This is a genomic window from Paraburkholderia sp. SOS3 (assembly GCF_001922345.1).
GTDB lineage: Bacteria > Pseudomonadota > Gammaproteobacteria > Burkholderiales > Burkholderiaceae > Paraburkholderia.
Genome location: NZ_CP018811.1, coordinates 3,189,402 through 3,202,662 on the forward strand (window position 1 = coordinate 3,189,402; position 13,261 = coordinate 3,202,662).

The following is a 13,261-nucleotide window of genomic DNA, read 5'->3' on the forward strand; positions in this document are numbered from 1 at the left end:
CGCAACAGTCTCTAACGTTTCGCGCGCATCGCGGCACCTCGATTGCGACACATCAGGAGGCATGGCAATGCGTTTCTCGCTTCTCAACTCAGACGCCGAACGGCGCGAAGGGCTCAAGGCACTGCTGCGGCAGATCGACCGGAAAGCGCGTTTCAACGAAGCTCAAGACTGGCGTCAGGCCGACCGCATCCTGCGGCGCCATCCGCCGGAGCTGCTCGTCATCGACTGGCAGGACTGGATGACAATCAGCGATGCACGCGGGCTCTTTGCGGACCATCCGCACGTGCCGGTCGCCGTGCTCGTCGACGACACGTCGCCCGATTGCGTGCGCGACCTCGTCGAAACAGGCGTGCTCGGCGTGATTCCACGCTCGACCGATCCGCGCCTCATCGTCCGGGCGCTCGAGCTCGTGCTGCTGGGCGGCCACTACATCCCGCCCGGAGCGCTCGCCATCGTGTCGCCGGCGCTACCCTCGGCGCAAACGCCCCCGCCGGACCCTTCCGACGAAGTGGCGGCCGCCCTCGCCGAAGCCATGACGCCCTCGCTCTCCGACGACGTGCCGCGCCGGCTCGAACTCGTCCCGGCGCCGGCGCGGCGCATACGCTTCGCGGGCGGTCTGTCGCCCCGACAGGAACAGATCATGCGGTGCGTGCACATGGGCAGCACGAACAAGATGATTGCCCGTGCGCTTGGCATCAGCGAGGGGACCGTGAAAATACATCTGGCCAGCATCTTCCAGCAGCTCGGCGCGCCGAATCGGGCGGCCGCGGTTGCGATCTACAACGGCTGGCTCAACGCGCAACTGGAGGTGCTGCGCACAAGCCAGGAAAGCGCAGAGCGACCTGTGCGCGGGCAGCCCGGCATCGTGCCGCTGCGCCGCCGCGCGCGCCGCAAATTCAAATATCCGTTGCCTGCGAACGACACTGCGACACCATTGCCGATGGCAGCCGAACCAACGGAGCCGTTCGTCGAGCCATCCGGTGCATCGTGCGACGATGCCGCATCCCCTCCGGAGCCCACCGGAAGCACCGCTGCGACACCGGAAACGGGTGTCCAGGCGGTCGGCGCAGGCTGCGGCGATCCCGCCCCTGCTGCCCTCGAATGCGTACCGGAAGGCGAAGCAACGGATGCCGCGCGCGACGACTGGCACGGAATCCGCTCACACGTTTCGCCGCCCAACGAGTAATATGAGACATATGGGTTTCCTCTATACTCCGCTTCCGCTATGGGTCGCTGTCGGTGGCTGGATCGCCGCTGCGGCGCTGCTCGCGCTCGCGTTGTGGAAGAACCCTTTCAAACGTCTTCAGGACTCGGTGCTCCAGCACGTGTGGCTCGCGATCATCGTCGCGGTGTCGGTGCTGTGGGCAAGCAATGCATGGCTTGAGGATGGCACCGTGCTGCATCTGCTCGGTGCCACACTCGTCGTCACGCTATTCGACTGGGCGCTTGCGCTGCTGGCCATGGCCGCCGTGGTCGGCCTCGCGGCGCTCGTGTTCGATGCGCCGTGGCAAGGCATCGCGCTTACATTTCTGATCTTCGGCGCGTTGCCGGTCGGCGTGTCTGCGCTGTTGCAGCGCCTCGCCAAAGCGTGGCTGCCGCGCAGCCTCTTCATGTTCATCTTCGGTCAGGGCTTCGTATCGCCGGCCATCGCGGTGACGGTCGCATCGGCTGCCGCGCTGGCCACGCACATCGGTCTTTCCGACGGCTCGCCGAAGGTCATTCCGGCCGGCTACGCGTTCAGCGTATTCCTGCTCGCGTCGGGCGAAGCGTGGTTCACCGGCATGGCCACCGCGTTGATCGCCGTCTATCGGCCCGCGTGGGTCACGACCTACGACGTGCGACGCTATCGTCTCGGGGGCCCGCGTACCTGAGGTCAGGCTCCCGCTACGTCGTCATCGCATCTGGGTCACGACGATGCAAAATATTTGTGTCACGATTGAACTCGGTCCGGTATCAGCGCATCTTATTGGGCTGATGTCTTGAATCGTCCGCAGTTTTTGTTCTCCAGTTTCGTGCTTCCGTTGCGTTCCGATCGCGCGTCTTACGCGCCGTGCGCGTGACGGACGCATCATTCACTACAAGATGGATCGCACCAACGTACCGCGCCGCTTGCTGCGGTTGGTCGGCCGGATCGCGGTATGGGTGACGGGCGTAGCGCTCGCCTCTCCCACGCTCTCATTGGCCGATCAGCTCGAGCAACACAATCAGCTCGTCAATCAGTTCGTCAACGACATGCATGCCGATCCGCTCGTCGCGGACTGCGCCGCGCACGGCAGCTTCGTCGCGAGCACGTCGACCGCATTCGACCGCGTCGAATTCCCGCCCACCGCATTCGATAACGTGCACGCGTCGGTCACGCCGTGGAACGACTCGTTCGACGAGCGCAAACAGCGCGTGAAGGTCGAGAGCATCGTCACCGTCGATGGCCTCGGCATTCGGACGAACGGCGGCGATCCCGAGGAACTGCATTTCCGCTGCGGCTATGTCGGCGCGCAAATGCTCGCCTTCTCATGGAACGACCCCGTACCGCCGTTGCGGCGGGCGGCGCGCAGCGAGGCAGCGCCGGGCGCGGCCAGCGCGCATGGCAGGCAGGTGGCACGCGGCCACGCATCATCGACGAAAAAATCCACGGGGAAAGCGTCGAAGAAAGGCTCGACGAAAAAAGGCGCGAAATCCGCGGCAAAGTCCGGCTCAGCGAAATCCGGTACGACGAAGTCCAGCGCGAAGTCGGGCGCGAGATCCACCGCGAAAGCAACGAACAAAACGCCGGCGACAAAGTCGACCGCGACGCACAAGACGCCGTCAACGGCAAAGAAGAAAAAGCACTGATCGGCACGCGCGGCCCGCGAGATCAAAGGGTGGATCGGCGCGTTGATCCACCCTTTGCCGGCCGCGTCAATCATACGTTCCTAAGCGAACGCCTCCACATGCCGCAAAATCGCGTGCAGCATCGCCGCGCCAAGCGCGGCGCTGCGCTCGCCGTTCCAGCCGACACGTTCATCGGGCAAATTCGCGTTGTCCTTGAACGGCATCTCGAGCGTCAGTGACAGACACCCGAACTCGTTGCCGATAAATTTCGACGCGAGCCGCAGCGCATCCTGCCGGTATTTGCTCGCCTCGTAGCCGTACTTGTCCTGAAAGTCGGGACTCGCCTGCTTGAACGCTTCGATAAACGCAGTCTGCTCGCGCGCCTGGCGCTCGGTAAAGCCCGGCAACATCTCCGAGCCCGCGACGAACACATACGGCAGCACTTCGTCGCCGTGAATATCGAAGAAAAGATCGCAGCCGGTCGCGCGAATCGCATCGCGCACGGCGAGCACCTCGGGACTGCGCGCCGCATCGGGATCCAACCACTCGCGGTTCAGGTTCGCGCCGGCCGCATTGGTGCGCAGGTTGCCGTGCACGCTGCCGTCGGGGTTCATATTCGGCACGATGTAGAACACTGCGTGGTCGTAGAGCTTGCGCGCGACCGGATCGCCGGCCCAGTCACCCCAGCCCGCGAGCCGTTTGACGAGCCCTTCGACGAACCATTCGGCCATCGTTTCGCCCGGATGCTGACGCGCGATGATCCAGATACGCTTTTTCCTGGCACCGGCACCCGCCGCATCGTCGGCTTCGGGCGTCCCGAGCACCAGCATCGAAACCGGCCGCCCTTCGACGCTCCTGCCGAGCTCGGTCAGCGTCGCATGCGGCATCTGCTGGACCGCGCCGAGAAATTCCGCATGCCGCTCCTCGCTATACGGCTCGAAATACGCGTAGTAGATGCGATCGAATTCAGGCGTGTGATCGATCGTCAGCACGCGACCGTCATAGGTGGTCGGCACGCGAAACCAGTTCACGCGATCGTAGCTGGCCATCGCGTGATAGTTGCGCCAGCCGTCGGCGAATGCGCAGTCGCCGGCGTTTTCGAACTTCATCATGCAGCGCTCGCCGCGCGCGCCCGACAGGCGGAAGTAGAACCATTGCGCGAATTCCGCGTGGCTGTCGTGACGCACGCGCAGACGAATGTCATCGGCGTGCTCGCATGACAGCACCTCGATTGCGCCGGCGTCGAAGTTGCTCGTGATCGAAAGCGTCATCGTGTATTCCCGCTTGTTGGCATTGCTGCTGTTGACCTGCTCACGACGTGCGGCCCGTCAGCTTGCGACGCGCCTCCGAAAAACATAGGTAGCATCGTTCGACGCTTTGGCATCGAACGCGTAGCCTTCTGAATCGAAGTCCTTGAGCCCCTCGGGCGCGGCGATCCGCTGTTCGACGGCAAAGCGCGCCATCAGCCCGCGCGCACGCTTCGCGTGAAAGCTGATCACCTTGTATTCGCCGCCCTTCCAGTCTTCGAACACTGTCGTGACGACCGGCGCATCGAGCAGCTTCGGCTTGACCGACCTGAAATATTCGTTCGATGCGCAATTGATCAGCACGCGCGAGGCACCCTTGATGCGCTTCAGTTGTGCGTTCAATGCTTGCGTGATGCGCTCGCCCCAGAACGCATAGAGATCTTTCCCGCGCGCGTTCGCGAATCGCGTGCCCATTTCGAGCCGGTACGGTTGCAGCAGGTCGAGCGGACGCAACAGCCCATAGAGACCCGACAGCACGCGCACATGATTCTGCGCATAGTCGAGGTCGGCGGCCGACAGCGTGCGCGCGTCGAAGCCTTCGTAGACGTCGCCATTGAACGCGAGCACGGCCTGCTTCGCGTTGTGCTTGCCAAAGTGCGGCGACCAGTCGGCGTAACGCTGGAAATTCAGTTGCGCGAGCGGATCGGAAATATCCATCAGCGACGCGATCTGCTGCGGTGACAGCCGGCGCAACCCGCCGATCAGTTCGGCGGCATCGTCGACGAAATCGGGAATCGTGTGCTTGCTGACGTGCGGCGGGGTTTCGTAGTCGAGCGATTTCGCCGGCGACAGAACGATTATCATAGAGGCTTTCAGGCACGCCGTGCCTGTCGGTCAAAGACGAAGGCCCGATTGTAGCGAATGTAACGCATGCCCGGTTCCCTTGCCCCGCGCCTCGCGCCAGTTGTGCCCTCTGTGCCCTCTGTGCCCGATACTGCGCCACGCATCGTGCTCGATTCGAACGTGTGGATCGACATCCTCGTGTTCGACGATCCGCACACGCGCCCGATCCGTGCCGCGCTCGAATGCGGCGCGCTGTGCGCGCTCATCGACGCGCGCTGCCTCGGCGAACTGGCCTACGTGCTCGACTACCCGCAGTTTGCGAAGCGGGCCGTCCATAAACAAACCGCGCTCGACACGCTGGCCCGTTTGACTCAACCTGTCGAGCTGCCCACGCCCGACGAGGTCGCCAACGACGCCGCCATCAAACCGTTGCCGCAATGCAAGGACCGCGACGACCAGAAGTTCGTCGAACTCGCGTACCGCGGCCGCGCACAGTGGCTCGTATCGAAAGACCGCGCGGTGCTGAAGCTCGCGCGCCGCGTCGAACGCGACTTCGGTTTCAGGATTGCGCAGCCGGCCCGGTTCGTCGAAGCGTGCCTGTTGCACGACGAAGCGTCCGCGCCCGCATAACGATCCATCCGGCCACATACCGCCGCCCGCCTCTCAACCCTGATGCCCACGCCTACGGACCGCGCCATGAATGCACCGAACGACACGCCCTTCACGCCTTCGTTTCCGTCCCGCCTGCCGAACGTCGGCACGACCATCTTCACGGTAATGAGCGCGCTCGCGGTCGAAAAGAACGCGGTCAATCTGGGGCAGGGATTTCCGGACTTCGAATGCGACCCGCGCATTGTCGACGCGGTAACGGACGCGATGCGCACAGGCCATAACCAGTACCCGCCGATGGCCGGCATCGCGCCGCTGCGCGAAGCGATCGCGGAGAAAATCGCGAACCTGTATGGCCGCCGCTACGATGCGGCGAGCGAGATCACGGTAACGGCCGGCGCAACGCAGGCGCTCCTGACCGCGATTCTCTGCGCCGTGCATCCGGGCGACGAGGTGATCGTGATCGAGCCGACCTACGACAGCTACCTGCCGTCGATCGAACTCGCAGGCGGCAAACCGGTATTCGTCACGCTCGAAGCGCCCGACTACGCGATTCCGTTCGACAGGCTCGCCGCCGCGATCACGCCGAAGACACGGCTTATTCTGATCAACACGCCGCACAATCCGACCGGCACCGTCTGGCGCGCCGACGACATGCGCAAGCTCGAAGCGATCGTGCGCGGCACCAACGTGTCGATCGTCTCCGACGAAGTGTACGAGCACATGGTCTACGACGGCGCGCCGCACGAGAGCGTCGCGCGCTATCCGGAGCTCGCGCAGCGCAGCTTCGTCGTATCGAGCTTCGGCAAGACCTATCACGTGACAGGCTGGAAGGTCGGCTATGTCGCGGCGCCGGCCGCGCTCATGGCCGAGTTCCGCAAGGTCCATCAGTTCAACGTGTTTACCGTCAACACGCCGATGCAGATGGGCCTCGCGCATTACATGCAGGACCCTGCGCCTTATCTGAATCTGGCCGCGTTCTATCAGCACAAGCGCGACTACTTCCGCGCCGGCCTCGCGAATTCGCGCTTCCGCCTGCTGCCGTGCACGGGCACGTATTTCCAGTGCGTCGATTATTCGGCGATCAGCGATCTGCCCGAGGCAGAATTCGCGCAATGGCTCACGCGGGAGATCGGTGTCGCCGCGATTCCGGTTTCGGCCTTTTATCACAAGCCGCACGAATCGGGCGTCGTGCGCTTCTGCTTCGCCAAGAAGGAAGAGACGCTCGCCACGGCGCTCGACCGTCTCGCGCGGCTCTGATACGGCAAAACGCAAATCGGGGCGATGACGCGCGGTATCGGGAATCGCCAGCGGCATCGCTTGACGCGCGCTTACGATTCGCGTTTTGCGCGCCGCTTCCCCGCAGTTTCCATGTACGCCTTGCGATCGGCCGTCACACGCTGCGCGGCCGGACGCACATTGATCGCCTTCCAATAACTTTTCCAGTCGATACCCGCCTCGACGAGAAAGTCGCGTCCATACACCTGCTGCGTCGCAAGACCGACGAGCGGCAAATGCACGAAGCCGCTGAAATCGGCAACGCTGAATCGATCGCCGCGCAGATACGGTCCGAACTGCGCGAGACGCCTGAAGCCGCCGATATACCGCGTCAGCAGCTTTTCGACGCGCCCTTTCGTCGCATCGGTCACCGTGCCGCCGAAAAACGCCTGCTTGTACAGATTGCGCGCGGTCAGTTCGAGATGCACGTCGACGAATAGCATCATCTCGCGCTCCTTGGCCGCTTGCCAAGGGTCACTCGAGAAAATCGCCTTCTCCGGATAGCACGCTGCAAGGTACTCGATAATCGCCTGCGATTCGCAGAGGCTGCCGTGCCCGGTCTTCAGGAACGGCACCTTGCCGAGCGGCGAATGCGCAAGCACCGCATCGTCCTGGCTCGCCTGCACGGTCTCTTCGACAAAAGGGATCTCGTGTTCGAGCAGCGCAAATTTGACTTTGTTGTAATAGTTGGACAGCGAGAAGCCGCATAGACTGATCATTCGATGTCTCCCTTTATCGTCATCGATCGTCGGGCAACGACACTGCCCGCATGGCCATGTCCCCGGCGTCGTCAAGCCCGAAACCGCCATAGCCGGTACGGCCCGTGCTATTTTAGGATAACCATGGAGACAAACGACGCAATGACTCCCCTCTCTCCCGGGAACGCTCGCGACAGTCACGCAGGCACGCGCGGGCCGCTCGGCATCGAGACCATCGGCATCGTCGGCACCGGCGCAATGGGACGCGGCATCGCACAGATCGCGGCGCTCGCCGGACTCAACGTGCGGCTGTTCGATACGAACGCGTCTGCCGTGACGGCCGCACGCGACTACCTCGCCAATACATTCGCGAAACTCATCGCGAAAGGCAAGCTCGACGACATCGCAGCACGCGCGGCGCTCGCGAACGTATCCGGTGCGCAAGCGCTCGCGGAATTCGCCGATTGCGATCTCGTCGTCGAAGCTATCGTCGAAAAGCTCGATGCGAAGCGCGCGCTGTTTCGAGAGCTCGAATCGATCGTGAGCGGCCGCTGCGTGCTCGCGTCGAATACGTCGTCGCTGTCGATTACCGCGATCGCTGCAGGCTGCAGCGACCCGTCGCGCGTGGCCGGCTATCACTTCTTCAATCCGGTGCCGCTCATGAAGGTCGTCGAGGTGGTCGACGGACTGCGCAGCGATCCGGCCGCCGGCGACGCATTGATGGATCTCGCGCGGCGCATGGGCCACACGCCGGTGCGCGCGAAGGATATGCCGGGCTTTATCGTCAATCATGCGGGGCGCGGCATGAATACCGAAGGCTTGCGCATCGCCGACGAAGGCGTCGCGAGCTTCGTCGATGTCGATCGCATCATGCGCGAGCAGGCCGGTTTCCGGCTCGGGCCGTTCGAGCTGCTCGACCTGACCGCGCTCGACGTGTCGCATCCGGTCATGGAATCGATCTATCACCAGTTCTACGAAGAGCCGCGCTTTACACCGTCGCCGATTACGGCAAACCGGCTCGCGGGCGGACTGCTCGGACGCAAGGCGGGCGAAGGCTTTTATCGTTATGTCGACGGCCAGCAGCAAGCGCCGCAGGAACCCGCTGCGCCGGCCGCCGCCTTGCCGCAGCGCGTCTGGATCAGCAAGCGGCACGCGCAGGCCCACGACGCGGTGCAAGCGCTCGTCGAGCAGGCGGGTGTGGCGCTCGACACGGGCGCCACACCTGGCGCCGGCTCGCTGATCGTCGTCACACCGTTCGGACTCGATGCGACGACGGCCGCGCTCGACGAACAACTCGATGCGACACGCGTCGTCGCTATCGATGCGCTGTTCCCGCTATTTCCGTCGGTCGATGCCGCGCGCCGCACGCTGATGACCACGCCCGCAACGACGCGCGCCGCACGCGACAGCGCGCACGCGCTCTTTGCCGCCGACGGCGTGCCCGTGACCGTGATCCGCGATTCGGCGGGCTTCGTCGCGCAACGCGTCGTCGCAATGATCGTCAATATCGGCTGCGACATCGCGCAACGGCAGATCGCGACGCCACAGGACATCGATCTCGCCGTCACGCTCGGCCTCGGCTATCCGCGCGGGCCGCTCGCGCTCGGCGATGCCCTCGGCGCGCCAACCATCCTGACGATTTTGCGCAATATGAGCCGCGTGCTCGGCGACCCGCGCTACCGCCCGTCGCCATGGCTCGCGCGCCGCGCACAACTGGGCCTGTCGCTGACGCAAGCGGACGCGGCCGATACCGATTCACCGAACGCCGGGGAGCCACTGCAATGACCGCCGAACTGCTCGCCGCGCGCCCCGCCGAAAGCGAGGCGACGCTCGTGCTGACGTTGTCGAATCCAGGTGCGCGCAACGCGCTGCATCCCGATATGTACGCGGCCGGCATCGAAGCAATCGAAACCGCCGAACGCGACGCGTCGGTACGCGCGATCGTGCTGACCGGCGCCGACCAGTTCTTCTGCGCCGGCGGCAATCTGAACCGGCTGCTCGAAAACCGCGCGAAAGATCCTTCGGTGCAGGCACGCAACATCGACCTGCTGGCCGAGTGGATCGCAACGCTGCAGGCGTCGACGAAGCCGGTCATCGCCGCGGTCGAAGGCGCGGCGGCCGGCGCCGGTTTCTCGCTTGCGCTCGCATGCGACCTGATCGTCGCCGCCGACGATGCGAAATTCGCGATGTCGTATGCACGCGTAGGCCTGACGCCCGACGGCGGCGGTTCGTGGTTTCTCGCGCGCGCATTGCCGCGTCAGGTCGCGACCGAAGTGCTGCTCGAGGGCAAGCCGATCGGCGCGGCGCGTCTGTACGAACTGGGCGTGGTGAACCGGCTCGCGAAACCGGGCATGGTGCGCGACGCGGCGCTCGCATGGGCCGACGAACTCGGCAAGCTGTCGCCGCATGCGCTCACGCGCATCAAGGCGCTGATCGGCGCGGCCGGCTCGCAACCGCTCGACGCGCATCTCGCTGCGGAACGCGACAGCTTCGTGGCGTCGCTCCATCATCGCGATGCACTCGAAGGCATCAGCGCGTTCCTCGAGAAACGCACGCCCATCTACAAATAATCGCGGCAGACTTTCGCGCTCACACCATGCCTCAATATCAATTACCGAAGCGCCGCCGGATTTATCTGATGCGGCATGGCGACGTCACCTACTTCGACGCCTCGGGCCGCATGATCGACCCGGACACGGTGCCGCTCAACGCGAACGGCCGCGAGCAGGCGAGTGCCGCAGGCCGCGCCTTCGCCGAACAGCAGATCCGCTTCGATCGCGTGATTGCAAGCGGCTTGCCGCGCACCGTCGAAACGGCGCAGCGCGTGCTCGACGAGACACGTCAGCAGATCGACGTCGAGATCGAGCCCGCATGGCTCGAAATCCGCGGTGGCAAACTCGGCGGCATTCCGGACACCGACATCGAAGCCGCGTTTCTCGGCATCTTCGATGGAATCGTCCCCGAGCACACGCAGTTTCTCGGCGGCGAAACCATCGGCGCACTGTTCGACCGGGTCCTTCCCGCGCTCGGCGCGCTACGCGAAGACACGACATGGGATTGCGTGCTGCTCGTGCTGCACGGCGGCGTGAACCGCGCGATCCTGTCGCACGCGCTTTCGGCCGGCGGCCGCACGTTCTACGGGCATATCTCGCAGGCGACCGGCTGCATCAATGCACTCGACGTCGGCGACGCGCCGCGCGACTGGGTGCTGCGTCTGATCAATCATTCGCCGCCGTCGCCGCTGCATCGCGATATCCGTAATACGACGATGGAAATGCTGTACGCGCAGTTCAGTCAATATAAGAAGCAGAGTTAGCGCATCCGACTGAGACGCCAACCAGGCGTTAGGAGGAGACAATGCCGCAAACGAGGCCCGCTGTGACGTCCGACGCGACGTCCAATACCACGTCTGATACGACGCCCAATAAGGCGCCCGGCAGCACCGACTATTCCGCGTTCATCGGCACGCGCCCCGTGGCGGACCACCAGCGCGTCGACATCGACTCGCTCACCGCCTGGCTCGCCGCGCATGTCGACGGATTCGAAGGCCCGCTCGCGCTCGAGCAGTTCGCCGGCGGGCAATCGAATCCGACGTTCAAGCTGAATACCCCGTCGCGAGCGTACGTGCTGCGCGCAAAACCGGGGCCGGCGGCGAAGCTGCTGCCATCGGCCCATGCGATCGAGCGCGAATACCGCGTCATGCATGCGCTGCGCCGCAGCGGTGTGCCGGTCGCGCACATGCTCGCGCTGTGCGAAGACGAAAGCGTGATCGGCCGCGCGTTCTATGTGATGCAACACATCGAGGGCCGCGTGCTGTGGGACCCCTCGCTGCCCGGCATGACCGCTGAACAACGGGCCGCGATCTACGACGAGATGAACCGCGTGATCGCGGCGCTCCATCGTGTCGATCCTGCGGCCATCGGCCTGACCGGCTACGGCAAACCGGGCAACTATTTCACGCGGCAAATCGGCCGCTGGAGCAAGCAATACGCCGCGTCCGAAACCGAGCCGATCGACGCGATGCAACGGCTGATCGACTGGCTGCCGCAGCATGTCCCGAACGAAACCGGGTCGCACGTTTCGATCGTGCACGGCGATTACCGGCTCGACAATCTGATCTTCGATCCGCAGGAACCGCGCGTGCTAGCGGTACTCGATTGGGAGCTGTCGACGCTAGGCGATCCGCTTGCCGACTTCGCGTATCACTGCATGGCGTGGCACGTCGATCCCGCGCAGTTTCGCGGCATCGCGGGCCTCGACTGGCCGGCGCTCGGCATTCCCGACGAAGCCGCGTATGTGGAGCGCTATTGCGCGCGCACGGGCCTCGAGATTCGCGGCGACTGGAACTTCTACCTTGCGTACAACATGTTCCGTATCGCGGCGATTCTGCAGGGCATCATGAAACGCGTCGTCGACGGCACCGCGGCCAGCGCGCAGGCGCTCGATGCGGGCCGCCGCGCGCGGCCGATGGCGGAACTCGCATGGCGGTACGCGCAGCAAGCGCGTTAATCGTGCAATTCGATGTGCAACTGAAGAGGCAAGAATGAATTTCGACTACACCCCGAAAGTGCAGGCGCTGTGCGAAAAACTGCGCGCTTTCTTCGACGAGCATATCTATCCGAACGAGCGCGCATTCGCCGCCGAAGTCGCGCTGAACCGCCAGAACGGCAATGCGTGGGTACCGACCGAACTGATCGAAACACTGAAGCAGCGTGCGCGCGACGCGGGCCTGTGGAACCTCTTTTTGCCCGATTCGCAGCGCGGCGCCGGACTGACGAATCTCGAGTACGCGCCGCTATGCGAGATCATGGGCCGTGTGCCGTGGGCACCCGAGGTGTTCAACTGCAGCGCGCCCGATACAGGCAATATGGAAACGCTCGAGCGCTACGGCAGCGAAGAAAACAGGCGCGAATGGCTCGAGCCGCTGTTGCAAGGACAGATCCGTTCGGCGTTTCTGATGACGGAGCCGGAAGTCGCCTCGTCGGATGCGACGAATATTCAGACGCGTATCACGCCCGAGGGCGACAGCTACGTGATCAACGGGCATAAATGGTGGTCATCGGGTGCGGGCGACCCGCGCTGCAAGCTCTTTATCGTGATGGGCAAAACCGACCCCGATGCGCCGCGCCATCAGCAGCAGTCGATGATCCTCGTACCGTCGGACGCGACCGGCATTACCGTGCATCGGCCGCTCACGGTGTTCGGCTACGACGATGCGCCGCATGGCCATATGGAGATTACGCTCGACAACGTGCGCGTGCCGGCGTCGAATCTGCTGCTCGGCGTCGGACGCGGTTTCGAAATCGCGCAGGGGCGGCTCGGGCCGGGCCGCATTCACCACTGCATGCGGCTGATCGGCCTTGCCGAGCGCGCACTCGAACTGATGTCGAAGCGTGCGCTGCAGCGCGTCGCGTTCGGCAAGCCGATCGCCGCGCAGACCGTTACGCAGGAGCGCATTGCCGAAGCGCGCTGCATGATCGAGCAGGCGCGTCTGCTGACGCTGAAAACCGCCTACATGATGGACACAGTCGGCAACAAAGGCGCACGCGGCGAGATCGCGATGATCAAGGTCGTCGCACCGAACATGGCGTGTCAGGTGATCGACTGGGCGATTCAGGCGCACGGCGGGGCTGGCATGAGCGATGACTTTCCGCTCGCTTATGCCTATACGACGGCACGCTGGCTGCGGTTCGCCGATGGTCCCGACGAAGTGCATCGCAATGCGATCGCGAAGCTCGAACTGGCGAAGTACGCGCAGGCGGGTTCGAACCGATAAGC

12 protein-coding genes and 1 pseudogene are annotated in these 13,261 nt (G+C 64.2%); 10 read left to right on the top strand and 3 right to left on the bottom strand.

What is annotated here, in order from left to right:
* Positions 1-67: 67 nt before the first annotated feature.
* The 3 genes and pseudogenes from BTO02_RS14215 to BTO02_RS35120 all read left to right on the top strand — a co-directional run.
* A pseudogene (locus BTO02_RS14215) lies at positions 68-1,012 on the top strand (helix-turn-helix transcriptional regulator); the annotation flags it as partial.
* 184 nt (positions 1,013-1,196) lie between these two features.
* The gene (locus BTO02_RS14220; protein ID WP_075157578.1) at positions 1,197-1,871 is read left to right on the top strand and encodes an energy-coupling factor ABC transporter permease; all 675 of its coding nucleotides are present in this window, start codon (positions 1,197-1,199) and stop codon (positions 1,869-1,871) included.
* 211 nt (positions 1,872-2,082) lie between these two features.
* Complete coding sequence (locus BTO02_RS35120; protein WP_075157579.1) at positions 2,083-2,829, top strand: BspC domain-containing protein; 747 nt, start codon at positions 2,083-2,085, stop codon at positions 2,827-2,829.
* Positions 2,830-2,909: 80 nt separating this feature from the next.
* Here BTO02_RS35120 and BTO02_RS14230 read toward each other — a convergent pair whose 3' ends face one another.
* Both BTO02_RS14230 and yaaA read right to left on the bottom strand, forming a co-directional pair.
* Positions 2,910-4,079: a M14 family metallopeptidase gene (locus tag BTO02_RS14230; RefSeq protein WP_075157580.1), complete on the bottom strand. Its 1,170-nt coding sequence runs from the start codon at positions 4,077-4,079 to the stop codon at positions 2,910-2,912.
* 57 nt (positions 4,080-4,136) lie between these two features.
* The gene (gene yaaA / locus BTO02_RS14235; protein ID WP_075157581.1) at positions 4,137-4,919 is read right to left on the bottom strand and encodes a peroxide stress protein YaaA; all 783 of its coding nucleotides are present in this window, start codon (positions 4,917-4,919) and stop codon (positions 4,137-4,139) included.
* Positions 4,920-4,985: 66 nt separating this feature from the next.
* On the opposite strand from yaaA, the gene BTO02_RS14240 reads away from it, so the two are divergent.
* Both BTO02_RS14240 and BTO02_RS14245 read left to right on the top strand, forming a co-directional pair.
* Positions 4,986-5,528: a putative toxin-antitoxin system toxin component, PIN family gene (locus BTO02_RS14240; protein ID WP_083615124.1), complete on the top strand. Its 543-nt coding sequence runs from the start codon at positions 4,986-4,988 to the stop codon at positions 5,526-5,528.
* A gap of 66 nt (positions 5,529-5,594) precedes the next feature.
* Positions 5,595-6,767 carry a pyridoxal phosphate-dependent aminotransferase gene (locus BTO02_RS14245; RefSeq protein ID WP_075158873.1) on the top strand — a complete coding sequence of 391 codons (1,173 nt, stop codon included), beginning with the start codon at positions 5,595-5,597 and terminating at the stop codon, positions 6,765-6,767.
* Between the two features lie 71 nt (positions 6,768-6,838).
* Here the strand turns inward: BTO02_RS14245 and BTO02_RS14250 are convergent, their stop codons facing one another.
* Positions 6,839-7,504, bottom strand: a complete 666-nt coding sequence (locus tag BTO02_RS14250) for a glutathione S-transferase family protein (protein WP_075157583.1) — start codon at positions 7,502-7,504, stop codon at positions 6,839-6,841.
* A gap of 237 nt (positions 7,505-7,741) precedes the next feature.
* Between BTO02_RS14250 and BTO02_RS14255 the strand changes: the two genes are divergently transcribed.
* Genes BTO02_RS14255 through BTO02_RS14275 form a run of 5 tightly spaced genes read left to right on the top strand, consistent with a single transcriptional unit; the run spans position 7,742 to position 13,259 of the window.
* Complete coding sequence (locus tag BTO02_RS14255; RefSeq protein WP_232243538.1) at positions 7,742-9,268, top strand: 3-hydroxyacyl-CoA dehydrogenase; 1,527 nt, start codon at positions 7,742-7,744, stop codon at positions 9,266-9,268.
* Entirely contained in the window at positions 9,265-10,053 is a 789-nt protein-coding gene (locus BTO02_RS14260; RefSeq protein WP_075157584.1) for an oxepin-CoA hydrolase, alternative type, read from the top strand. The genes BTO02_RS14255 and BTO02_RS14260 overlap by 4 nt, the downstream gene beginning before the upstream one ends.
* Before the next feature lie 26 nt (positions 10,054-10,079).
* Positions 10,080-10,799, top strand: coding sequence for a histidine phosphatase family protein (locus BTO02_RS14265; RefSeq protein WP_075157585.1), 720 nt, complete (start codon positions 10,080-10,082; stop codon positions 10,797-10,799).
* Between the two features lie 41 nt (positions 10,800-10,840).
* On the top strand, positions 10,841-11,992 hold the full coding sequence (locus BTO02_RS14270) for a phosphotransferase (protein WP_083615126.1): 1,152 nt from the start codon (positions 10,841-10,843) through the stop codon (positions 11,990-11,992).
* Positions 11,993-12,026: 34 nt separating this feature from the next.
* Positions 12,027-13,259 carry an acyl-CoA dehydrogenase family protein gene (locus BTO02_RS14275; protein ID WP_075157586.1) on the top strand — a complete coding sequence of 411 codons (1,233 nt, stop codon included), beginning with the start codon at positions 12,027-12,029 and terminating at the stop codon, positions 13,257-13,259.
* The last annotated feature ends 2 nt before the right edge of the window (positions 13,260-13,261 follow it).